Source organism: Paenibacillus sp. VT-400, assembly GCF_001029205.1.
In the GTDB taxonomy this organism is placed as follows: domain Bacteria; phylum Bacillota; class Bacilli; order Paenibacillales; family Paenibacillaceae; genus Paenibacillus; species Paenibacillus amylolyticus.
Genome location: NZ_LELF01000067.1, coordinates 3034769 through 3058867, shown reverse-complemented (window position 1 = coordinate 3058867; position 24099 = coordinate 3034769). Strand labels below are relative to the sequence as shown.

Annotated in this window: 26 protein-coding genes and 1 riboswitch; of the genes, 24 read left to right on the top strand and 2 right to left on the bottom strand. The window is 45.4% G+C overall.

Annotated elements, in window-relative coordinates:
* The first annotated feature begins 5 nt into the window (after positions 1 to 5).
* From EL84_RS24080 to EL84_RS23965, 24 genes are all read left to right on the top strand, one after another.
* On the top strand, positions 6 to 815 hold the full coding sequence (locus EL84_RS24080) for a TIGR01457 family HAD-type hydrolase (protein WP_047843396.1): 810 nt from the start codon (positions 6 to 8) through the stop codon (positions 813 to 815).
* Positions 816 to 821: 6 nt separating this feature from the next.
* A complete protein-coding gene (locus EL84_RS24075) occupies positions 822 to 1643 on the top strand; it encodes an Fpg/Nei family DNA glycosylase (protein WP_047843395.1) in 822 nt (273 codons plus the stop codon).
* Positions 1633 to 2481, top strand: a complete 849-nt coding sequence (locus EL84_RS24070; protein WP_036613608.1) for a deoxyribonuclease IV — start codon at positions 1633 to 1635, stop codon at positions 2479 to 2481. The genes EL84_RS24075 and EL84_RS24070 overlap by 11 nt, the downstream gene beginning before the upstream one ends.
* A gap of 19 nt (positions 2482 to 2500) precedes the next feature.
* On the top strand, positions 2501 to 2839 hold the full coding sequence (locus tag EL84_RS24065; protein ID WP_017688046.1) for a cyclic-phosphate processing receiver domain-containing protein: 339 nt from the start codon (positions 2501 to 2503) through the stop codon (positions 2837 to 2839).
* A complete protein-coding gene (locus EL84_RS24060) occupies positions 2839 to 3156 on the top strand; it encodes a thioredoxin family protein (protein WP_036673857.1) in 318 nt (105 codons plus the stop codon). The genes EL84_RS24065 and EL84_RS24060 overlap by 1 nt, the downstream gene beginning before the upstream one ends.
* On the top strand, positions 3153 to 3932 hold the full coding sequence (locus EL84_RS24055) for an ABC transporter ATP-binding protein (RefSeq protein ID WP_414855718.1): 780 nt from the start codon (positions 3153 to 3155) through the stop codon (positions 3930 to 3932). Before EL84_RS24060 ends, EL84_RS24055 begins: the two co-directional genes overlap by 4 nt.
* Positions 3933 to 3938: 6 nt before the next feature.
* A complete protein-coding gene (locus EL84_RS24050; RefSeq protein WP_047843394.1) occupies positions 3939 to 4988 on the top strand; it encodes an SAM-dependent methyltransferase in 1050 nt (349 codons plus the stop codon).
* Between the two features lie 227 nt (positions 4989 to 5215).
* Positions 5216 to 6694 (top strand): serine/threonine protein kinase, encoded by a 1479-nt coding sequence (locus EL84_RS24045; RefSeq protein WP_047843393.1) that lies wholly within the window; start codon positions 5216 to 5218, stop codon positions 6692 to 6694.
* 26 nt (positions 6695 to 6720) lie between these two features.
* On the top strand, positions 6721 to 7740 hold the full coding sequence (locus EL84_RS24040) for an SAF domain-containing protein (protein ID WP_047843392.1): 1020 nt from the start codon (positions 6721 to 6723) through the stop codon (positions 7738 to 7740).
* 75 nt (positions 7741 to 7815) lie between these two features.
* On the top strand, positions 7816 to 8529 hold the full coding sequence (locus EL84_RS24035; RefSeq protein ID WP_017688052.1) for a hypothetical protein: 714 nt from the start codon (positions 7816 to 7818) through the stop codon (positions 8527 to 8529).
* Positions 8526 to 9356 carry a hypothetical protein gene (locus EL84_RS24030; RefSeq protein ID WP_047843391.1) on the top strand — a complete coding sequence of 277 codons (831 nt, stop codon included), beginning with the start codon at positions 8526 to 8528 and terminating at the stop codon, positions 9354 to 9356. Before EL84_RS24035 ends, EL84_RS24030 begins: the two co-directional genes overlap by 4 nt.
* Positions 9357 to 9363: 7 nt before the next feature.
* A complete protein-coding gene (locus EL84_RS24025; RefSeq protein WP_047843390.1) occupies positions 9364 to 11190 on the top strand; it encodes an ATPase, T2SS/T4P/T4SS family in 1827 nt (608 codons plus the stop codon).
* Positions 11180 to 13246, top strand: coding sequence for a hypothetical protein (locus EL84_RS24020; RefSeq protein ID WP_047843389.1), 2067 nt, complete (start codon positions 11180 to 11182; stop codon positions 13244 to 13246). Before EL84_RS24025 ends, EL84_RS24020 begins: the two co-directional genes overlap by 11 nt.
* 62 nt (positions 13247 to 13308) lie before the next feature.
* Positions 13309 to 13794, top strand: coding sequence for a hypothetical protein (locus EL84_RS24015; protein ID WP_036673846.1), 486 nt, complete (start codon positions 13309 to 13311; stop codon positions 13792 to 13794).
* 16 nt (positions 13795 to 13810) lie between these two features.
* Positions 13811 to 14209 carry a hypothetical protein gene (locus EL84_RS24010; RefSeq protein ID WP_047843388.1) on the top strand — a complete coding sequence of 133 codons (399 nt, stop codon included), beginning with the start codon at positions 13811 to 13813 and terminating at the stop codon, positions 14207 to 14209.
* Positions 14206 to 14757 (top strand): hypothetical protein, encoded by a 552-nt coding sequence (locus EL84_RS24005; RefSeq protein ID WP_047843387.1) that lies wholly within the window; start codon positions 14206 to 14208, stop codon positions 14755 to 14757. Before EL84_RS24010 ends, EL84_RS24005 begins: the two co-directional genes overlap by 4 nt.
* The gene (locus tag EL84_RS24000; RefSeq protein WP_047843386.1) at positions 14744 to 15727 is read left to right on the top strand and encodes a hypothetical protein; all 984 of its coding nucleotides are present in this window, start codon (positions 14744 to 14746) and stop codon (positions 15725 to 15727) included. The genes EL84_RS24005 and EL84_RS24000 overlap by 14 nt, the downstream gene beginning before the upstream one ends.
* 138 nt (positions 15728 to 15865) lie before the next feature.
* Positions 15866 to 17416, top strand: a complete 1551-nt coding sequence (locus tag EL84_RS23995; protein ID WP_036613631.1) for an ABC-F family ATP-binding cassette domain-containing protein — start codon at positions 15866 to 15868, stop codon at positions 17414 to 17416.
* Positions 17417 to 17491: 75 nt separating this feature from the next.
* Positions 17492 to 17601: riboswitch (TPP riboswitch) on the top strand.
* Positions 17602 to 17827: 226 nt separating this feature from the next.
* Entirely contained in the window at positions 17828 to 18490 is a 663-nt protein-coding gene (locus EL84_RS23990) for a thiamine phosphate synthase (protein ID WP_047844386.1), read from the top strand.
* Between the two features lie 17 nt (positions 18491 to 18507).
* A complete protein-coding gene (gene thiO / locus EL84_RS23985; protein ID WP_047843385.1) occupies positions 18508 to 19680 on the top strand; it encodes a glycine oxidase ThiO in 1173 nt (390 codons plus the stop codon).
* Complete coding sequence (gene thiS / locus EL84_RS23980) at positions 19677 to 19880, top strand: sulfur carrier protein ThiS (RefSeq protein ID WP_036613636.1); 204 nt, start codon at positions 19677 to 19679, stop codon at positions 19878 to 19880. The genes thiO and thiS overlap by 4 nt, the downstream gene beginning before the upstream one ends.
* A 2-nt stretch (positions 19881 to 19882) precedes the next feature.
* Complete coding sequence (locus EL84_RS23975) at positions 19883 to 20650, top strand: thiazole synthase (RefSeq protein WP_047844385.1); 768 nt, start codon at positions 19883 to 19885, stop codon at positions 20648 to 20650.
* A complete protein-coding gene (locus EL84_RS23970) occupies positions 20647 to 21696 on the top strand; it encodes a ThiF family adenylyltransferase (RefSeq protein WP_047843384.1) in 1050 nt (349 codons plus the stop codon). Before EL84_RS23975 ends, EL84_RS23970 begins: the two co-directional genes overlap by 4 nt.
* Before the next feature lie 119 nt (positions 21697 to 21815).
* Positions 21816 to 22520 carry a response regulator transcription factor gene (locus EL84_RS23965; RefSeq protein WP_047843383.1) on the top strand — a complete coding sequence of 235 codons (705 nt, stop codon included), beginning with the start codon at positions 21816 to 21818 and terminating at the stop codon, positions 22518 to 22520.
* Positions 22521 to 22630: 110 nt separating this feature from the next.
* Here the strand turns inward: EL84_RS23965 and EL84_RS23960 are convergent, their stop codons facing one another.
* Both EL84_RS23960 and EL84_RS23955 read right to left on the bottom strand, forming a co-directional pair.
* Positions 22631 to 23131, bottom strand: a complete 501-nt coding sequence (locus EL84_RS23960) for a C40 family peptidase (RefSeq protein ID WP_047843382.1) — start codon at positions 23129 to 23131, stop codon at positions 22631 to 22633.
* Between the two features lie 296 nt (positions 23132 to 23427).
* Entirely contained in the window at positions 23428 to 24069 is a 642-nt protein-coding gene (locus tag EL84_RS23955; protein WP_047843381.1) for a thiamine diphosphokinase, read from the bottom strand.
* Positions 24070 to 24099 lie beyond the last annotated feature (30 nt).

Sequence of the window (24099 nt, the reverse complement as noted above, 5' to 3'; positions counted from 1 at the left end):
TGTGTGTGATTAAGGCCTATCTGATTGACTTGGATGGTACGCTCTATCATGGCAGACATCGTATCGAAGGAGCCGATCAGCTTATTCGAACACTGCAAGAGCTAGGAAAGCCGTATTTATTCGTAACAAATAATTCTTCCCGTACACCACAAGGTGTGGCAGATCATCTGAACGGGATGGGCATACCTGCCGACGCGTCTCAAGTATGTACTTCTGCTGTGGCAGCTGCTGAATATGTTGCTGAAGAGTCCCCGGGCGCAAAAGTGGCATGTATTGGAGAAGCAGGACTGCTGGAAGCCATAGAAAAAGCAGGACTACAGCTGACGGAAGATGCACCAGATTACGTGATACAGGGGATTGATCGTGAATTTTCCTATCATAAACTGACCAAGGCGCTAAGGTGGATTAATGCGGGATCAAAATTCATCATGACCAACCCGGATCTGCAGCTTCCTTCCGATGATGGACTGACACCTGGGGCGGGGACTATTGGAGCAGCAATTGAAGCCGCGACCGGAGTTCATCCTACAGTCATAGGCAAGCCATCGAGTGTTATAATGAAGTCGGCCATTAGCCGGCTAAACCTGGCGTCTCATGAAGTGGCAGTGATCGGAGATAATATGCGAACCGATATTGCAGCTGGAGTGGCAGCAGGGTGTGAGACGCTGTTGGTACTTACCGGTGTGACAACACGGGATAATATGGATGGACACATTCAAGCAGCGAAGGCTCGACCTGATCATGTGTTTGAAGATTTGCATAAATTGATGGAGTGGCTGTCGCAAGAGGCAGACCAAGCTTCCAAAAAGGGGTAATGTACGATGCCGGAACTACCGGAAATGGAAAATTACCGGACCTTGCTGTCCGAGAAAATACTTGATCTACTGATTACAGGTGTTGTAATTAACCGCGATAAAACGATAAATACGGAGCCTGATCTGTTTATCAATGAACTTACAGGTAATCGCATCATATTTGTTGAGCGCCGAGCGAAGCATCTGATTTTCCACTTGGCTAATGGCAAACGCCTGGTGCTGCACCTTATGTTGGGCGGTATGATTTTCTGGGGCACGGAAGAAGAACGTCCTGATCGTTCCACACAAGTGGAAATTCAGTTTGGCGATCACGTTTTATTCTTTATCGGACTGCGCTTGGGTTATTTACATCTGCTTACTTCGAAAGAAACCGAAGAGGCGATGTCTGATCTTGGACCTGAACCTTTGGATCGACGGATGAATGTGGAACGTTTTGCTTCCCTGTTGAAAGGTCGCCGGGGTACGCTCAAGACAACATTGGTAAACCAACATATTATTGCGGGGATTGGCAATTGTTATTCGGATGAGATTGCTTTTGCTGCCGGTCTGAGACCAAGCTCCAAAACGCAGAATATCGCAGCTTCACCTGAGCTGACGGAGCGTTTGTTCCATTCGTTGCAGTCCGTGTTGCGTGAAGCAGCTTCTGAGGGCGGTTATATGGAAATGCCGCTGATGCAAGGGGATACGAAGACAGGAAGTTTTGACGAGCAATGTCGCGTGTACGATCGGGAAGGCGAGACTTGTCCGCGCTGCGGGGGAACGATTGAACGAGTGGAAATTACGGGCAAGAAGGCGTTCTTCTGTCCGAATTGCCAGCATGAGGCCTAAAACCGGTATCGGGGCACATGTCAGCACGAGAGGCGGATTTCTTCAGGCAGCCAAGAGAGCGTATGAGATGGGGGCAACGGCGTTTCAGTATTTTCCGAAGAACCCGCGTAGTCTCAGCCTGAAAAGTCTGGACCTCAAGGATGCTGAGCAGTGCAGGGATTGGTGTGAACAGCAGGGACTTGCTTCGATTGCACATTCACCCTATCCCACGAATCCGGCGTTGGGCATGACCCGTGGAGAGGCGGGCTTTCATGCTACAATAGCTTCTATTCGCAATGATCTTGAAATTTCGAATGCTTGCGGTTCTGTTGGGACGGTGGTCCATTTTGGACATATCAAAACAAACGATCCGCTGGAGGGTTATCAGAACCTCATTCATTGTCTGGATACCGCCTTGGAAAATTGGAATGGACACTCAAAGGTGCTGATTGAAAATCAGGCAGGTGATCATGGCCCGATGGGCACGACAATGGAAGAAATGATACAGATTCGCAAATTAAGCCGTTATCCGGAGCATATTGCTTTTTGTTTTGACACATGCCATGCTTTTGCTTCAGGTTTGTGGTCGTCAGGCAACGAAGCGGCGATGCTCGATAAGGGCAGGATGCTCGGGTATTGGGATAATGTTGCTGCTGTCCATTTTAATGATTCCAAATATGCGTCTGGTTTGTGTAAGGATAGACATGCGAGGATCGGACAGGGATATATCGGCAATGAATCAATGAAAGCATTGTTAAAGGCGCCTGAGTTCCAAAATGCGGTTGTTGTGCTCGAAACAGAAACGGGCGAAGATGGAACGCACCGTGATGATATAGCGCTCATGCGTTCCTGGTTATAATGGGGAGAGGAGCGATTGTATGCATGTTTTTTTGGATGACTATCGGGCATGTCCGAAAGGATTTGTTCTGGCAACGAATGCAGAAGAGTGCCTGATGCTGCTAAGAGAAGGTGACGTGGACATTTTGTCTCTGGATTATGAGCTTGGTCCAGATTCGCCCAATGGCGGTGAGGTCGCGGCATCTATTGTACGAGAAGGTTTATTTCCGCGCGAGATCTATTTGCATACGTCCAGTATGTTTGGGAAACGCCAGATGTACGAGATGTTATATAGCAATAAACCCGATTCGGTAACCATTCATAATGGACCAATGACGGGTGAGGTCATGCTGCGTGTTGCCGCGGGAGAAGAAAGTTAATGAAGCCAATTACATCCAAAATGTTAATGCGTAGTGTTTGGGAAGGCATGCCACAGGCTGTATTTATATATACCCCTTTATGTGGGACATGTGCGGCAGCACGGCGTATGTTAGAGGTCGTTGAGCACATGCTGCCAGAAGGTATTTTATTCGAAATGAACATTCATGACATTCCTGAACTTGTACAACAATTTCAAATTTCAAGCGTTCCAGCAGTGATGCTTTTTGACGGCCAGCAAGATGTTCCAAAAATGGTTTATCGGATGAGCTCTGTGGAGCATTTGCTCTCGGAGATCCGGAAGGCGGTGCTGAAATGAGTATAATCTCGATGGAACATGTTTCACTTAGACGAGAAGAGAATCAGATTTTGGATGACGTACATTTGCGCATCGAACAAGGAGAACATTGGGTTATTCTGGGTCGGAATGGTTCTGGCAAAACAACGTTATTGGAAATGATGAACGGATATATGTTTCCAAGCCAGGGACGTATTGAAGTACTCGGTAATCTGTATGGACAATGTGACGTCAGGGAAGTTCGTAAGGAAATCGGTTATATCAGCCAAACGTTGATTGAGAAACTCACACCAAGAGATCCGGTATGGGAGGTCGTCGCTACAGGAGCTTATGCTTTTTTGCGTTTTTATCAGACAATTCCGGATGAAGTAAAAGCAAAGGCAATTAGTTTGCTGGATGACATGGATTTTGCCAACCTGGCTAACAACCCGCTTGGAACGTTATCCCAAGGGGAGCGCAAAAAAGTCATGCTCGCTCGTTCATTAATGGCCGAGCCAAAATTGCTGATTATGGACGAGCCTTGTGCCGGCCTAGATTTATATGAACGTGAGAAAATGCTGGCTGAGATTGATCGTCTGCGCCAGCGTAACATTACAGTTGTGTATGTAACACATCATGTTGAAGAGATCGTACCTTTATTTACACATGTGGCCTTGATCCGCGATGGACGTATTGCGGCAGCCGGCCCCAAACATGAAGTTTTGACACAAGATACAATTAAGCATACGTACGATGTTCCGGTCGATATCCAGTGGGATAATGGTCGTCCGTGGATACGCGTACGTTCTGGAGGGTAACACAATTTGAGTACACAATCGTCTTGGGAAGAAGGCAACTTCTCCCGTTTTATCTGCACAGCCAATCATGGCTTTGCCCCTTATGCTCAGGAAGAGTTGCGCCGTACGTTTGGTGCGGTGAAGAGCACGGTACTCGTACCAGGAGAAATACTGCTTGCGGGTCTGCCTGTAGCGGAGGAAGAAGTTGCAGATAAGCTGTGGGCAGAGTATCCAACGTTTTTACGTCATATTCAACCTGTTCAGTTTCAGGAGAATACAGAAGATTCGGAGCAGTCTATTGAGAAATTGATTGTATTTGTGTTGAATCATAAGGAATTGAACGGTGCCTCTGTCGTGCTACAGGTACGGAAGACAGAAGGGGCCTTTTGGCAAGAAAATGCAGCCTCATTGAAGCAACTGCTAACTGAAAAGCTGGATGAGCTAGGCTGTGAATGGGTTGTACGTGATGCTGAATATGTCATTTCTGTATTTGCAACGAATGATATGCTGTATGCTGGCATATCCAGACCTGAACAGAACTTGTCAGACTGGAGCGGGGGAGCCGTACGTTTTCAAAAAGAAGATGGGCAGATCTCGCGTGCTAAGTTCAAATTGCTTGAAGCCGAGCAAACGTTTGGCATTGACTTTACTTCATTTCATAAAGCACTTGATATCGGCGCTGCACCAGGTGGATGGACTTCGTTCCTGCTTGAACGCGGGCTTGAAGTAACGGCGGTAGATCCGGCGAAGATGGATGCAACGCTGCTGGCATCACCCAAACTGACTTTCTTGAAAAAGAATGCAGGGGATGTGCGCTTCCGTGAAGGAGAATTCGACCTGCTCGTATGTGATATGAGTTGGAGTCCGAAGCTGATGAGCCGACTTGTATCGGATCTTCTATATAGCCTGCAACCCGGAGGAACAGCGATTGTTACCGTGAAGTTATTGCATAAAAAACCGCTCGCGCTCATTAAAGATGTTATTGATACGTTTGAGCGTTCGCGGATGCAGATTCAACGTTCCAAGCAGTTGTTCCATAACCGGGAAGAGATTACACTTTATATGGTCAAATATTAAGAGATCTAGCTTTGATTAAAGTAGCTAAAGGCATTATGAAATTGATTCGATTAAGCTCATTAAATTTTGTGCTTTACAATCTATTCCTGCCTGTACTATAATGATACCAATATTAACCATAACAAACCTGAGGGAAAGCATCCCGAAGTGAACAAAACCGGATATCCGGTCTGTTCTTCTTCGGTGAAGCTTTCCCTTTTTTGTTGTGTATTGAAGGAGGAATTGGTATGAGACATCCGGCCAGGCTGGAACGCGGAAGCCTGCTGGGAGGTAGATATCGTATCGTATCCATTCTGGGAACAGGCGGAATGAGCCATGTATACGAGGCGGAGGATCTGAAGTTGCCGGGCAAGATATGGGCAATTAAAGAAAGCGTAACGATTATGCCCTATGAAGGCAGTATGGAGACGGAGGCAGCACTGCTAACATCTCTTCGTCATCCAAGATTGCCGCAAATTGTTGATTTTTTTGTTCCGGATGAAGACGGGTACACATACTTGGTGATGGAATACATCGACGGGTTAACACTCAGTGAGTATTTCAAGCAGTGTCGTGGGAAGATCCCGATGGAGCAGTTGACGGAGCTTGTACTTCAATTGCTCGATGTGTTGAGTTATTTGCATAATCAGAATCCACCTGTGATCTATAGGGATCTGAAACCATCAAACATCATGATCACGCCGGAACATGAAGTAAGATTAATTGATTTTGGCATCGCCAGAAGTTACAAACCGCAAAGTGCTGAAGATACCGTTAAGTTGGGAACCGCTGGTTTTGCCGCTCCAGAACAATATGGCTCGGGTCAGACCGATGCACGTTCAGATCTATATGGACTCGGAGCATTGCTACTGTATCTTATGACAAGTGGTGCATATACGGAATGGATTCAGGGTGTGGAAAGCTCTATCCGGAGTGATGTTCCGCGGACATACATCCCCGTGGCGAGAAGACTGTTAAGGTATAATGCCGAAGAGCGATTCCAATCTGCCGATGAGGTAAGGAAGGAACTGCTCCGAATACCCGGCGGAACAATTCCCGGTGGAGATACAACGATGACCTTGAATGGGGGAACAAGAGTTATTGCCCTAACTGGTGCTTCATCTGGTGTAGGGGTTACCCACACGGCTATAGCTATCAGTCATTATCTCGAAAGGCAAAACTTCAAAGTAGCTGTGATTGAAATGTCACCTCGTTCTCAATCCTTTGCAAGGATTCAACAAATCGCTCAAGCGGGTAAACCGGTGCCAGCAGGCAGACAGTTTGCTGTGGATGGTGTGCATTATTGGAAACAATCCGGGCGAGCGGATATTTTGTCTTTGCTTGGGGGGAGTTATCAGTTCATCGTGATGGATCTCGGTAGTGGTCAGGACCAGAACCGGCTGGAAGAATTCCTGCGTGCAGATCTGCCGATTGTTATAGGCTCAGGTGCCGAATGGAGACAGGCGGAGATTGGCGCTTTTGTTCGATCACATCATCGGTATCCACGAGAGAAATGGATCTATTGTCTGCCCCTGGCAGCAAGTGAGGCAGTTCAGCGCATTCGTAAAGCTCTGGATACATCGAGTGTATATGGTCTGCCGTTACATATCGATCCTTTTGACAAGGACGCACAGATGGATAAAGTGTTTTCACATATTTTAATGCATATGATGGTACGACAACCCAAGAAACGTTCGTTCTTTTCACGAAGGAAAGTACATGATTAGAAGAGATTACGAAAGGAGAGCCTCTTTTGTCTAAATTAAGAAAACAAAGCCGTCAACTGATCTATGCCGGACTTATCGGAGCAGGAGCTGTAGGGTTGGTATTCGGAGGATATGTTATTTACAATGTCAAAACGATGGGGGATGTCAGGTCAGCTGTAGAAGCCCGTTATTTATCGGCATATGAGGAAAAGGAAGCTGAATTAAAGCAACAATGGGATTCGGGAGCACAAGGATGGGTTACGATTCGGGATATTGAAGCAGGTGAACCGATATTACCGGAGGATCTGAAGCTCATTGCTGTTCCGGATGCACAAGCACCGCGAAACCTCTGGTCCAGTACCAAGCAGATGGAAGGCCAAGTGGCCAAAATAGAGTTAAAAAAAGGAACAGCCATTACCACCGAGATGGTGTATGAGGATGTACCGGCTCCTCCCGATTTAAGAAATCGAGAGCTGCAAGTTGTATTACTGCCGTCCTCACTTGTTAAGGGAGATATTATTGATGTTCGTATTCAATTCCCTACCGGACAAGACTATGTTCTCTTATCGAAGAAAAAAGTGGAGCGACTCAATGCAGCTACCTTATGGATTACGATGACGGAGGAAGAAATTCTGTCACTCTCAAGTGCAATTGTAGATGCCTATTTACATAAAGCTTCAATCTATGCCTTAACCTATGTAGAACCACAGTTTCAGACACCTGCAATCGCGACGTATCCTGCCAATTCAGAAGTGTTAAAACTGCTGGAGAGTGATCCGAATATTGTTCGACGAGCCGAACAGGAATTATCCAGACAGGTGCGAAGTTCGCTTGAAAGTTCACTGGCCGCCTCCATGACAGCACCGTCAAAAGGGGTTGAACAGGATGTGGCACAATCCTCAGTTACATATAACAATCGTCCATCAGCCAATAATCCGGCAACGTCGGATGGAGTGATGTGGAATGATGGTTCAGGAAACGGAGCAGGAGCTAATTCTGGAAGCGTAAATGATCCTGCTGATGCTTCACAAACAGAACAACAGAGCTTGTTAACGGGTGGAGAATAAAGTGAAATCCGAGGTTTAATTTAGAATAATTCAGATAACAGGGAGTTTGGGAAAAAGAAAGGAGTTGTAACATCTATGCATACATGGATCTTTGCGGGTTTATGTGAGAAGAATGATCTGATGTTATATCTTTGCAAGATATTGGCTTCCACAGGCAACAAGGTCCTACTCGTAGATGGAACCTTACAACAGAAGTATGGGTACGGCGTGGGTGATAGTCAGCAGTCTTTGCGAATTACGGAATTTGAAGGATTTGATATCGCTTGTCATTTTGTCACTTCAGCAGCTGTAGAGAATCATCTTGAAGTAAATGGAGAGCGATTGGACAGTTATGACTATGTGTTATATGACATGGAGACCTCGCATTTTGCATCACGTAATCTCTGGCTAACCGCTGATGTAAGAGTCTGGGTGAGTGATTATGAGCGTTACAATCTGGAACGTGGCAAGGGCTGGTTGAAGCGGTTGCTTGAAGAACAGTCATTGCCTGGTGAGCTGTCATTTCAGCGGCTCTTAATTAACGGGGTTGACTGCAAGCTTGAAGCTCGTTATCTGTGGGCGTATCTGGAGGGCAGTCCGTTTGTGTGGACTGGAGAATCCTTAGTGCTTCCGTGGGATGAATTAACAGCTGCAGTTAAGCTTGAGAATGAGCATCATCGCCGAGTTCATCTTGGACCTCTGTCACGAAATTACAAAAAATCGTTGTGTCGCGTGGTCGAGCAGTTAACAGGTTGGGAAAGTGTTCGCAGTCGCCGTGCGATGAAAGAAGCAGAGAGGATGAGAGCATGAGCACAATTACCTTTTGGAGCCCTTTTGCAGGAACAGGTTGCACTTCAAGCACATTAATTAGTGCTTATGCGATGGCACTTCACTACAGGACAAGAGTGTTACTTGTTAATGCAGGCCTTGCCGGAACTGGCACAGAAGCTGCTCTACCATCCAAAGATACGGATTCAGCGGATTTTATGTTCTCCTTTGAAGAGGGTGGCTGGGATGCGATTGAACGGCTGCATTCGAGCGGCAGTCTGAATAAGCACAATCTCAGGGATTATACCAAGCCACTTCTGAAGGAAAGACTTGATTTCCTAACCGGAAGAATTGATGAGATGGAACGTTCCCCTCAGGAACATGGTGAGACAGTGAAAAAGCTGCTAAATGTAGCTAACGAGTATTATGATCTGGTTCTTCTGGATGCGGATCATGCTGGTGTTGATTCACAGCTCAAGCTGCAACAGGCGGACTATGTTGTAATTAATCTCGATCAAAATATGCGAAATCTGGAGTTGTTCTTTGAAGAGATCCTACCAGAACGAATGAACAATAAGAATATACATGTCGTCATTAACAAATACGATTTGCATTCCCGTGCAACGCTTTCCAATATTAAGCGACAGTTCAGATATAAAGGCACGATATCTGCGATACCGTACACAACCGGATACCTAGATGCAATGAATCGGCGAGATGTCGCTAGATACTTGCAGTTGGAAAGTTTGACTGAGGATAAGGATATTCGTAAAGGGAGTTTTGCTGCAAGCATGAGCGAACTCGCTCGCCTGATTATGGACGGTGCAGGTATGCGCACAGTTCTGAAGAGGCTGGAAAGGGGAGCCTGAACCTCCGATGCTCTGGAATACCATATGGATAAGTTTGATTTTGATTCTGTGCCTGACTTATATCTGGTTCAAGTATAGAACGTTTCTTCGTGCAAAGAGTGCTCGTGTGCCTGAACAGGAATCATTCACGATTGACATGTTGATTGAGAAGGTGAAGAACTCACTTCATGAGCTTAGTCATAGTCAGCTCGCGGATGCGGGTCTGCATGAAGAAGAATATCGTCGAAGAATTAATCAGCGTGCCGAGATGAGAAAAGCACTGAAGGGCTGTGTCTCAGGCAGTATCAGCGACAAAACGTATGTCAAAAATCTGATAGGGGATCTCCTGACCCGAAGCATAGGGCTGAACAAATCAAATGTGGATGAAGTTATTTTGTTTGCAGAACCAGATTTGCTGACGATCCAGGACCGATTCGAAATTGTATTTTATCTGTACCGACAGCAATTCGGTGTGGATGCACTCTCCCGAATGATTGATACCTACGATCTTGGCAGACTGAGAATGGAGGAAGGTACGGACGATGGAGGAAGTTATTATATCTCTGAGGAGGATATTCAGTATGTGTTCGAGTGCGAATATCGAGAGCTTGGATTCAGAGAAAAGACGGATATCATCGTGCAACGTATCTACCAACATTATAAAGGATTCTCGGTTGTTGATGAGATAAGGGACCAACGTATTGACGGTGTTAGTGGTGGTGTCAGCGGTATGCTTGATGCTGTTCATAATATGGGACTTCGAAAACCGGCATCATGGAATGATTTGCTGGATCAAGGACTGGAGGATAATGCACATGAAGAACCGCTTAGCGGTATGGAAAGTGTCTGGATTTTCTATAAAGGTAAGTCCATTCATCTATCCTTTCTGTCCTTCGGCAGTATTCGTGAACTGAAAAGGGTATGCCAGAATATATACAAATACAATTACCCCGGACAGTTGTCGGAAGCAAGTGGATACAAGGTGAACGAGATGAAAGACGGCTCCCGTGTCGTTGTTGTTAGACCTCCTTTTGCAGAATCGTGGGCGTTCTTCGTCCGGAAGTTCGATATTCCGAATGCTTCACTTGAACAGTTAATTACGGGTAACAACGCAGATCTGCCAATTACATTGCTTCAATACCTGATGAAAGGAAGCCGGATCACAGCTGTGACCGGGGCACAGGGTTCTGGTAAAACAACGTTGCTTATGGCTATGGTCAAACACATCTATGCATCGTACACCCTTCGGGTGCAGGAAATGGCGTTTGAACTTCAATTAAGACGGATCTATAGTCGGCGTAATATTTTGAGCTTCCGAGAGACCGAACACATTTCAGGTCAACAAGGGCTTGATTTGCAGAAAAAAACGGATGGTACCGTCAATATTCTCGGTGAGGTTGCGAGTGATGAGGTGGCCGCTTGGATGATTCAAATGTCTCAGGTTGCCAGTCTGTTCACCCTGTTTACCCACCATGCCAAAACGTTTCGTGATCTGGTCTTCTCCCTCCGAAATTCCTTGCTCAAGACAGGTATGTTCCAGCATGAGCATATTGCTGAGGAGCAGGTTGTGAGTGTAATCAACTTCGATGTTCATATGAAGAAAGATGCTGAGGGACGAAGATATATCGAACGAATTACGGAGTGTCTTCCTCGTGCGAATCAAGGTGATAGCGTGGAAGAGAGGGCAGGTTTTACATTTCATAATGTTGTGGAGTACAGAGATGGAGCGTATGTTGCAACAGCTCCAATCTCCTCTGGAAGCATGGTGGATATGCGAGACCAGATGACATTACAGGATGCCGAGAAATTTGAACTGTTTATGAAGCAACACTGGGGTGATCAGCATGACAATTAAATGGATTCTGCTCCTCGTATTAAGTATTTGTGCAGGGGGTTTGCTGATTACACTTCTGGTTTTAAGCATGTTACGTCACAGAGGAGGTGGTTCAACAAGTCAATCCGGCGTGATTTTTGTTCCTAGCGGGAAGGGATTCAAAGGACTGGGATCAATCTTGTTGCAGTCCTACCGTCTTGGAATGAAAGTGCCATTGCTATCAGCTTATATTCTACAGGTGCAGAAACGTATTTCATTCCGCCATGTTGGGGATGAGCCCTCACTTCGCAGGCTGACGATGACAGTGGTTCTAATTGTTCTTGGAGGTTATGGCGGCATAAGTGTCATTCTGTTTCTTCTGCAGCCGGGTATCGCTTTTGTAATACTGTCCGTGCTCTGTGCTGTGGTACTAAACAGCCTGGTATTGGATATGTGCCTTAGTCGTATGGAGAAAAGGTTGCTGGTGCAGATGTTGGATCTCTTTGCAGATGTAAGGCATCGGTATCATCAGCATGGAATAGTTGAGGAAGCGCTCTATGAAGCCGCTGAAGCAGGTACAGGAGAAGCAGCAGAACAAGTAAGACTGATCTACGAAGCTCTAACTTCTCCAGATCCAAATGAAGCACTTGAGCGTTATTATGAAGTGGCTCCCAACCGTTTTCTCAAAGGATTCGCAGGCGTTTCCTATATGGTCATGGAGTTCGGGGATAAGGACAGAGCACAAGGGTCTATCTATCTCAAGGGACTTGGTAATCTGACTCAGGAGATTCATCTGGAGATTTTGCGGCGTGATAAATTGGATTACCTGCTCAAAGGACTTAATATCATCGCGCTCGCTCCGGTATTATTCACCGCTCCGATCGAACGCTGGGCTAGAGTCAGTTTCCCAACGATGGATGAATTTTATCGCAGCAAAATCGGTTTTGTTACCAAAATATCGATCTATGTGATCATCATCCTTGCTTATTTGCTTCTGCAAAGACTCCAGCAATACGATGAGACCCGTTATCGGTCAGGGCATAAGCATTCATGGTTGGATCAGTTTCTGTACAAGCAAATCTTCATACGGAAATTGGCGATGTTGTTTGCGGCGAAACCTGGCAGTACACAGTACAGTCAAACGATACGGCTCATGAGGGAGAGCAGTTCAGAGTTGAAATACGAATGGCTTGCCATTCGTCGAGTGATGTTATTCGCAGGTTGTTTGGTCCTTACAATGGTGTGCATCTTGCTGTTGCACCAGGTTGAACGTAACCACATCTTGTATGATCCAATCCGCGATGATCGAATGTTTGGTGCAATGGCTGAAGCGGATCTCAGGAAAGCTGAGGAAAAAACAGCGTTGGATCAATCCGTGTTGGAAAGTGTAGAAATGAACCGAGGAGCTACATACGAAGAAGTCTCCAAAGCGTTACAGCAGTTATCTCCAGTTCAGTTAGACCATGATACCCAGAATGAGACCATCACGCGCATTATGCAGAAACTTGAGGTGTATAACAAGCAATATGTACGCTGGTGGGAAATGATTATAGCCATTCTCATGGGTGCAGCAGGGTACTACATGCCCGTATGGCTCATGTTATTTCAGCGGAAAATGCGAAGGTTGGATATGCGACATGAAATATATCAATTCCAGACAGTAATTTCCATTTTGCGTGAGATGGACCGAATGTCAGTCGAGGAAATATTGGAGTGGCTTAATCGATTTGCCGTCATTTTCAAGCGCCCGCTGCAAAAATGTTTGTTGCATTTTGAACATGGACCAGAGCTTGCACTTGAACAATTAAAGGAAGAGGCGGGTTTGCCCGAGTTCCAGAGACTGGTTGATAAATTGCAGCTTGCCCTTGGCAAAATCTCAATACGTGAAGCCTTCGATGATCTCGAGAGCATGATGGCATTTTATTTTGAACAACGCAAACAGGAGTACAGCAAAATGATAGATGTCAAAGCATCATGGGGGAGAACCATTGGATTTACACCTATGTACGCCCTTATCTTTTTGTATCTGGTTATTCCATTAGTCGGTATGAGCTTCTTACAGATGAGCATTTATTATGAGCAAATTCAGAAACTGTAGCACAATTCATCTGTGTGACAGTCTGAAATAGTTTAATAACTTATAACTTGGGAGGATTTATCATGAACAATGCATCAAGCGCTTTAAAGGTGGCAGCAGGGATATTCTTAACAATCGCTTTGATCACAATTGTAGTTCTGTTGTTTATTTCGGCTCAGGAGGCAACCAAGACGGCCCAGAACAATTTTGCTGATATCCAAACCGAGTTGTCCCAGGCTGCATTTACGGTATATGACGGAACAACCATCAGTGGATCACAGGTAACGAATGCGCTGCGTAAATATGCGGACAAGGATCAGTTCGGTATTCAAGTTATTACAGGTAAAAATAAAGCGGGTCAATGGTACGGCAATCAATTAAACATTTCACAGGATCTCAATAATGCGGACTACGGCTCGGTTATTGCACCCGACGATAAAGTGGGGATTATTAACCAGACCATGAGTGAAAAAGAAAATCAATATGTCAATCCAAGTGGTAAATTCAAAGCCATTATCGTAAAAGACCGTTCGAACGTGGTAAGAGGGCTGATCTTCCAGCAATCCTGACAGGAGTTGGTTTAACATGTCCCGGAATACACAGCATCTCATGTTGTTTTGTACGGCGGTTGTCCTGTTTGTGACAGCCTGCCTGTACGGGCAACAGAATGTTAAGATTTTATCAGCGGCCTTGAACGACAGAGTACAGACAACAGCAGGCATGGAAGGTCGGCTGACAACAACACTGCATACCACCAATCCGTATCAGTATAGTGGTGCGGAAGTGTTGCATACCGTTAGACAGATGACAGGCACAGGCATTACTGTGGAGGTAGATGGAACTTCGTATGTGATCGATCCACTTGTCAGCAAAACAGCGACGATTCCTGTCCAGCTCGATGCCACCTACAGACCAGAGTTTATAAGAAATGAAACTGGAGAACTGCTCAAGATTGTTTTTTGGAAGGAGGCGAGTGTGAATTGATTAATGCCGCATCCAAGCTGCTTGCCGTATTGCTCGCAGTCCTTCTGCTCTATGTGTACCCAGCTGCTGAAACAGCCGATCGGCAGGATGATATAGCACGTATGACGGCTGTTCAGAATGTAACACGTTTTGTTGATGCTGTCCGAACGAAAGGGTATATTTCACCTCGAATGTTGGCTGATTTTGAGGAGCAACTGGCCCAGACGGGCAATGTGTATGAGGTGTCGATGGAACATTTACATAAGAAATATGTACCTCACTATATAGACCCGATGGACAATAACAGTTTTAACGGGACCTATGAAGTGGTGCAGGATGGATATTATGCAGCTCAGATTCGAGAAAGACTATTCCCATCCTCAGGTGTGATACCGGTTGATGATCCTGGCCGAAGATATACGTTGACGACAGGGGATTTTTTCACCGTGACGCTCCAAAATACAAATCGTACACCTTCCATGCTCATTCGTGAATGGTTGAGTGGCACGGTTCAGGCTTCAGCAGTATTTGTAACATACGGAGGTATGGTCCTCAATGAAGATTACTGAACTATCCATTGTATTTGTGTTGATCTTTTTCCCGCTCTTTTGGATCATCTCACTCCATACGCAAGATGCCGAGGAGGCTCAATATCTTGGCCAACGATACAGATCTGCACTTCAAACTGCAGTCATGGATGCAGGTGCAGTGATGCATCAAAATGAGAAGCAAAATGATGAAGCCGGTTATGATTCAACCAAGTTTGTTAAAGCGGACAAAGAGCTTGCCTTGTTAACATTTACGCAGACGATGGCTTTGAATATAGGGATTCAGGATGATCCCGCAGCTATTCGAAACATGTTTAATTACATTCCTGCCGTGGTTATTCTGGATTATGATGGCTATTATATGATGTCCACAGAAACAGAGTTGACGGGTCATCGTGAAGATTCTTTCAGGCAAGTGTGGAGCCCCAAGAAACCTTATACATATTCAGATTCTAATGGTAACAGTATTAACTTTACACTGGACGACTACGTATATGCCTATGACGCAAACGCAGGGAAATGGATTGAAGGATTTCAAAAAGAACTCGCTGCTAGCTCTCAGATTCCTTTACTTCAGAATACCAGCGTATTTGAGCAAGTTAGACAAAGCCGGATTGTGACTACTGTGCAGGATGATCTGGCTGATGTGATTAACCGCCATAATGAGTTTGCCAGAAAGAACGGTATTTCCTATACGTTTACGATGCCCCTGATTGCGCAGGAAGATTGGTACAACTCCATTAACGATACAGGGATTATGGCCTTTATCCAAGGTATAGGTGTGGGTGACCAGAAGATCAACAACTACGCAATCGGTGGAGGCAGACTTGTGAAGAAAACGGCCATCGTAGGTGGGGTAGATCCTTTAACGGGTATCAAGTACTATTATCCCTCCACTTGTGGTAATGGTTACCGTGCTGAAGAGGTGTTTACAGACGCAAGACAAGCAGCTGCACAAGGCTATTTCGAATATAAATGCTCTAATCGTTAGGGTAGCCTGTATGACAAAATTATGTAAGAGGTTCCTGAACTGTTTACATTACTTTCAGAAAAGACGGGACCTGTGCTAGAATAGGGTTTCGGAACAATAATAAAAGTAATGTCTAATAGATAGGAGCAACCTCATCTTATGAGTTTATTGTCAGTAGAGAACGTAAGTCACAATTTTGGAGATCGCACGTTATTTAAAAATGTATCGTTTCGTTTACTTGCGGGAGAGCGCGTAGGACTTGTTGGTGCCAATGGTGTGGGTAAATCCACATTAATGAACATCCTTACCGGTAAATTGCTTAAAGATAGTGGAAAAGTGGAATGGACACCTAAGGTCCGTTATGGATATCTGGATCAGCACACGAAGCTTACCCCAGGCAAAACCATTCGTGACGTTCTTAAAGATGCTTTCCTTCCGTTGCTTGAATTAGAAAAAGAAATGATGAATATAACGGACCAGATGGCAGATGCAGATCCAGATAAGCTAGAGCAGTTGCTGGAAGAGATGGGCGATATTCAGGAACAACTGGAACAGGGCGACTTTTATCTGATTGACGTAAAAGTGGAAGAGATGGCCAATGGACTTGGTTTGTCCGCAATTGGTCTTGATCGGGATGTCGCAGCTCTAAGTGGTGGACAACGTACAAAGGTGCTTCTTGCCAAGCTTCTGCTTGAGAAGCCTACAGCCCTTTTGCTGGATGAGCCGACCAACTACCTGGATGTAGAGCACATTGAATGGTTGTCACGTTACCTGAAGGACTACCCTCATGCGTTCCTCTTAATTTCCCATGACACGGAATTCATGAATGAAGTCGTAAATGTCATTTATCATTTGGAATTTGCCAAATTAACGAGATATGCAGCGAACTATAACAAGTTCCTTGAGATGGCTGATATGAATAAAGCCCAGCATATTGATGCATACGAGAAACAGCAAGAGTACATCAAGAAGCAAGAAGATTTCATTCAGCGTAATAAGGCACGTGCTTCAACTTCGGGTCGAGCGAAGAGCCGGGAGAAACAGCTGGACAGAATTGAACGTATTGATCGTCCAGATGAAGCGGCCAAACCAACGTTCAAATTCAAGGATGCCCGTGCGAGTAGCAAAACGGTCTTTGAGGGCATTGATTTTGAAATTGGATATACGTATCCTTTGCTGCCTAAGATGACAATGACAATTGAACGTGGTGAGAAAATTGCCATCGTAGGTTGTAATGGTGTGGGTAAATCGACGCTGCTGAAAACCATCTTGGGCAAAATATCTCCACTCAGTGGAAAGACCTTTTTGGGAGATTATCTCGAAACGGCCTATTTTGAGCAGGAAGTTCGTGCTGGAAATATCACGCCGATTGAGGATGTCTGGAATGAGTTTTCACATTTGACCCAGAATGAGGTCCGGGGTCATCTCGCTCGCTGTGGGTTGAAAAATGAGCATATTACCCGTCCGCTTAACATGCTGAGTGGTGGAGAACAAGCCAAGGTTCGTTTATGCAAACTCTTGATGCGTGAAAGCAACTGGATTCTATTCGATGAGCCGACAAACCATCTGGATGTCACAGCGAAAGCGGAGTTGCAACGTGCTTTGCAAGAATTCAAGGGAACGGTGTTACTGGTATCTCATGAACCTGATTTTTACGAGGGTTGGGTCACCAAAACATGGAATGTCGAAGAATGGTCTGAGAAAAACTAGAAGATTCAAGACAATGTTTAACAGAAATGACGGTGACAAAAAAATCCGTCTATGGTAACATAGGCTACAACTTCATATGAACACTAGGGGGGCCGCACGATGTGGCTGAGATGGAAGAATGCGATTCCGGACCCTTTGCACCTGATCTGGATCATACCAGCGTAGGGAAGTGGCGAGCGCGTTTCAGTGAATGACGTGAGCAAACGGCAATTCGGAAGGATTTCAACCGTCTGCTTAACGAATTGAAACATGCAGTTGCGTGTATAACGTTATGGCTATAAGGTCTATAGCTTTATTGCACGAAATGAACTGTATGTATCAGTCAGTCATCTGGTCCTATAATTAATACGCAGCCACTCCCCTACGGGAGTGGCTTTTTTGTGTTTTCATAGCATTCACGCATGGAAGGAGATGAAAAGTACGGTAATTTCTCATGAACGTGTACACGGATCATTTGAACTGCATGTTGTATCTACGGGTGTAGGGAATCAAGCATCTTTTGTAAAAGCTGCAAAGGACGTTTGGCCATGGGTGGACTACATCCATATACGAGAGAAACAACTCTCGTGGCAACAAAAGATCGGTTGGGCTGAAAGTCTGCGTGGTGTTGGCGTTCCGTCTTGTCGCATCGTTATCAATGGTTCAGAACTGCCACCACAGAATGACATCTATGGCGGTGTACATTGGGGGCAAGAGGCTATACGTAACTACAACCCTGCTGTTATAAGCAATGTCCAGCGAATTCGTCTGGGTGTATCTGTTCATTCAATCGATGAGGCAAAAATCGCTGAAGAACGGGGAGCCGATTACCTTTTCTTCGGGCATGTCTACTCAACCAACAGTAAGCCTGATCTTGAACCAAGAGGATTATATGCTCTGGCTGAAGTGTGCTCTGGTGTCTCCATTCCTGTCATGGCGATTGGGGGCATCGAACCGGGAAACATTCACGCTATTCGCTCTGCAGGCGCACAGGGAGTCGCTGTGATCTCGAATGTATGGGCGAGCGATTCCCCGGATCGGGCTGCTGCATTATTAAAGCAGGCTATCGTTGCTACAGAAAGTTTGAGCCGCTGAATCAAGGAGATGAGAGGATGAAAAAGATCATTACTGATAGACCGGATAAGATTTATGCAGAAACGATTATTGTAGGCGGAGGCGTTGTTGGATGTGCCATTGCGTATGAGCTTGCTTCCCGTGGACAGGATGTGCTGTTACTGGAGCGTTCGGCGATTGCAGGAGGGACTTCTTGCGCAGCGGCTGGGATGCTGGCAGCAGACAGTGAGGATTTTGCTCATCCTTTGATGGCTAAGCTTGCCAGGCAGAGCAGGCAGTTACTTATCGAGCAACAGGTGCTAATGGCTACACTCAGTGAGGTAGAGACTGGTCTGCAACGCCAGGGATTCCTAACTCCTTTTCGTTCATACAGTGAATTAAGTAGTTATAAGGACAATCGGAAGTCTGCGTTGTCTGCTTCTGCTGATGAGGTGTGGTGGGACCGTTCCGTTGTGCAACAGGAGGCATCATGGCTTAACAGAGATACGTATGGAGCCTACTACAGACCTTACGAGAGTGAGATTCTTCCTGTCCATCTAACGAAGGCATATGCTGAATCCGCTCAAGCATTGGGAGCACGGGTTATGGAGGGCATACAGGATATACGTGTGCAAGCAAACGAACACGGCGTGCAGGGGATCACCACATCGATCGGTGAGATGAAATGCAAACATGTCATTATAGCGGCTGGATTACAGAGTGAAGAGTTGATGAGACATGTGAATCTGAGCTTGCCTGTGTGGTCGGTAAAAGGTGAAATATCCGCCGTTCAGTTCTCAGATGAACATGCAGGGTACAGACCTGACAGAACGGTGTATGCAGAGGATATCTATATTGTTCCCAAAGCCAATGGAGAGGTTTGGCTCGGGGCAACCAGTCTGCCAGGCAGAACGGATTTAAACGTTTCTGTACAGGGTGTTCAGAAGCTGCTAACAGCGGCTACCCACTGGGTGCCTGGGATGAAAGAAGCACAATTTTTGCGGGCGTGGGCAGGCGTAAGGCCGACAACTCCGGATGGTCTGCCTTATATAGGTGCTTGCGAAAGTGTTCCCGGGCTGTTTGCCGCCTTTGGACATTACCGTAACGGTATTTTGCTCAGTGCGATAACAGGCAGACTAATCGCTGAATTGCTCGCGGGCAAAAGCTCAGAAGAGCTCGGAATTGAGGCGCTGAGCCCTGAGCGATTGAACAGAAAGGGAGTGGTGCAGTGAATATCATCGTTAATGGTCAACGGATGGAGATTGAAGACAGATTGAATCGTGTGGATAAACTGCTTCAATCTTTTGATCTGCAAGTCAAGACTGTAGTTGTAGAGCTGAATAAGCATATTTTAACCCGCGAGTACCATGAAACGACGGCATTAAGAGAAGGCGATCGAATTGAGATTGTACATTTTGTAGGAGGCGGTTGATGATGTTGAACATTGGTAAATATACGTTTGAGTCCAGATTATTGCTCGGAACAGGCAAGTTTTCGGATCTGGAAGTGCAAAGTCAGGCTGTGGAAGCATCTGAAACGGAAGTTTTAACCTTTGCTGTTCGTCGTCTGAATCTGGAAGAGCGTAACCAGAAGCATTTCCTGGATACGTTGGATCTGGACAAATACACTCTTCTTCCGAATACGGCTGGTGCTTCCACTGCGGAAGAGGCGGTGCGGATTGCTAAGCTTGCGCGGGCTTCAGGACTTTGTGATATGATAAAAGTCGAAGTCATCGGAGATGGAATTACGTTATTCCCAGATCCGATTGAAACGTACAAGGCTTGCGAAATTTTGCTTGAAAAGGGATTCACGGTATTGCCTTATATTTCGGATGATGTAATTCTAGCCAAAAGGCTGCAATTGCTTGGCGTACATGCTGTAATGCCTGGCGCTTCTCCCATCGGAGCTGGCAGAGGCATCATCAATCCCTATAACCTTGGTATCATCATTGAGCAGGCCGTTGTTCCTGTAATTGTAGATGCAGGATTGCGCTCTCCAAAAGATGCTGCTTATGCGATGGAACTTGGTGCCGATGGCGTATTGTTAAATACAGCCGTATCCGGATCAGGGGATCCAGTGAGCATGGCTAAAGCGATGCGATTGGGGGTAGAAGCGGGTAGATTGGCATATGAGGCAGGCATGATTCCCGTAAAGCGTTATGCAGCAGCCAGTAGTCCGGTGGAAGGAATGGTTCATACATGACAGATCAAATAACATCTTCCGAGCAGGCCGATCGTTATTCCAGACAGGAACGGTACGCGCCACTTGGCAAGGAAGGCCAGGCCAGATTAAAGGGCAGCAGAGTTTTAATTGTAGGCGCTGGCGCACTTGGAACAGGAATTGCAGAAACGTTAGTTCGTTCAGGAGTCGGACACTTAACGATTGTGGATCGTGATTATGTGGAGTGGAGTAACCTGCAGCGGCAGCAATTATATGTAGAACAGGACGCGATGGAGCGGATACCGAAGGCAATGGCGGCGGAAAAACGTTTATCTGCCATTAATTCCACGGTTCATGTGGAAGGGAAAGTGTTGGACGTCAGAGTAGATGAGTTGGAAGAACTCGTTCAGCATACAGACTTGATCATGGATGCAACGGATAACTTTGATACCCGACTACTTATTAATGATATGGCACAGAAGTACGGTATTCCCTGGATTTATGGTGGATGCGTAGGTAGTTATGGTATTACCTATACGTTTATGCCCGGAGATACGCCATGTTTAAATTGTTTGCTGGGTGAAGTCCCTCTGGGTGGAGATACCTGTGATACGTCTGGCATCATACCTCAAGCGGTACAGATGGTAACGGCGAATCAGACAGCAGAAGCGATGAAGTTACTTAGTGGCAATGCAAATGCATTGAGACGTAAGTTGTTGTCATTTGACGTGTGGAGGAACGAATACATATCCATCAATGTGGATGGTGCGAAAAAGAAAGACTGTCCTTCCTGCGGTACTTCGGCAACGTATCCATATCTTTCTGCGTCCAATCTGGAGAAAACAGATGTGTTGTGTGGCAGGGACACCGTTCAGATCCGACCTGCAAGGCGCATGAATCTGGATCTTCAACATACAGCAGATCGCCTGAACAGGCTTCAAGAAGGAAAAGTGGAATCCAATCCGTTTCTGGTTTCTTTTACAACAGGAGTCCATAGAATGGTTATTTTCCAAGATGGACGTGTCCTCGTACACGGAACAAAAGACACAGCTGAAGCACGTACGCTCGTCCATCGCTACTTTGGTTAAAGCAAGAAAGAAGCAAAGTCTGTTCCCTTAAGGGAATGGACTTTTTCATTTTACGGCATGCTATCTGTACCAACCATTGCTGCGAGCGGTGGGGATAGAGACAGGCCGGGTGAAAAAGAGTGAAAACAGTCATTTTACTGATTGGAGCAGGAGAGCAGGTCAGCCTTATTCAGGATGTTTTATGTAGCGAAGGGTATGAGGTGCAACGAATGGAGTGGTCCGAACTAAACCAATCCGTCGAGCCTTCGTTGTTGCATATTAACCTGATCATCCTGGTAGACCGGGAAGAGGGGACGAAACATTGTGGCCAGGATCAGAAATTAGAATTAAAACGATGGTTAGATAAAGGTCAGGTTATACCTCTACTGGTTATTACTTCAATTGCATCTCCTCAGTTCATCGTGGAATGGCTGGATTATGGAGCTAATGACGTGATGGAGGAACCTATCCACATGACCGTAATGCTTGCCAGAATACGAAACTTATTGCGTGTTTTTGCGAATGCAACACCAGAGGGCGAAGAAGTAATTGTAGTTCATGATCTTAAAGTGAATTTGCGTTCAAGACGGGTAAATCGTGCGGGTGAATACCTGACATTAACACCAAAAGAGTACGAATTGCTGGAATTCCTGGCCCTGCATGTGAATGAAGCATGTACCCGGAGTGATATTTTGCGGGAAGTATGGGGATATGAGTATGCGATGGATACCAACGTTGTGGATGTGTATATCAAACATCTGAGGGTTAAGGTGGATAAGGGAAGAAGTGTGAAACTGATTCATACTGTGCGTGGGATCGGTTATATGCTGCATGATAAAAATTAGATTACGAAGTTAGTTCCATGAATCACCAGTTTAAAGTGTGGCAAAAAGAGGGTAAAAATAAAAGACCGGATAATAAACCCCGGTCCTTACTCATTAGCTATGATGTGAATCTAAAGTACACGACGAGCTTTAACATACGTTCTCTTCCAAGTACCAGAGTCCAGATCAGAGAGGGTTACGCCTGGAGATCCGTACGTGTGCAGAATCTTACCATTTCCCGCATAAACGCCTACGTGAGTGACATTGGAACCGGTAGAACGGCTACCACTGGAGAAGAATACCAGATCTCCGACACGCAGATTAGCTTTAGAAACAGCTTTACCTTCTTTGGATTGTTTCACGGAAGTGCGCGGCAAATCTACACCATACTTTTTGAAAATATATTTCATAAAAGAAGAGCAGTCAAAAACCTTGGTTGTTGAAGTTGAAGCACCAAATTTATATGGAGTTCCAGTGAATTTTTTGCCATAGTTAACAATCTGTTGACCTGTGGATACAGAAGCAGTTGCTGCCTGTGCAACAGGTGCGTTAGTCATTAGTACAGCTCCAAAACCTAGTGTAGCGCACAACCCGACGGTTACGGCCTTTTGGACAAAGATGTTTGTTCTCATGTTAGTTAGTACCTCCAAAATTCGTTTTCGTTAAGTTGCTAGAGCGAGTATAACAGCTTTGTAACAGCCTAGAAATTGGATAGGGAAGTGTAATCCCTTGCGCCACAATGGTTTGGGTATGTTTATTAAAATATGATTAAAAATGTCAAAAAATTAATCATTGACGGATGAAGAATAAAGATGAAATAACAAAGACCCTTGAATATCAAGGGTCTTTATTATGTGTGAACCTATTTACTTCATTGAATCACTGGTTACAAAAACGTAATAAATAACTATAAAGCATACGAGTAGATTCAATCTTTGCTCTGAATAATCAGTAATAAGCCGCTATCGATAGTGACTGTACCGGAGGAGCCTAAGAGCTGATTGCTTACACCCAAGGATTGTCCCATGCGTATGGTGGCTTGATCTAGTGGATACATAAAACCATCTAGAGTTATTCCTGTAACTTCATGAGTCAAGGGGAGCAGAGAAACATATTTATAGTCACGGTGCTCAACTTCAGCTTTGGATGTGGTCAGTGTCATGTAGTTGTGCTTGTCCTGAATGGCACAGGAGATATGATGCTGCATCGCGCGAACCATGATATGTACATTGGCGAGTGTGTGATCCATACGTGTACCTGTAGCACCTAACATTAAGATGTGAGATGGTTCGTAATCTAGCGCTGTCTCAAAAGCCATTTCTGTATCAGTAAGATCTTTATGAACAGGGTCACATGTAATGAATCGAATGCTATTGTTACTTACAATAATACGTTCCTCTTCATTAATGGAGTCGAAGTCACCAACTGCAATGTGAGGCTGAATGCCGTGTTCAATTAAAAATAATGCACCGCGATCGGCCGCGATGATCATATCATCTTCTCGTATTTCCTGAAGTAATTCTACAGATAAGTTTCCGCCTGTAAAAATAATAATCCGTTTCGCCGTCATTTTATTTCATCCTTCCTAATTCAGAGAAAA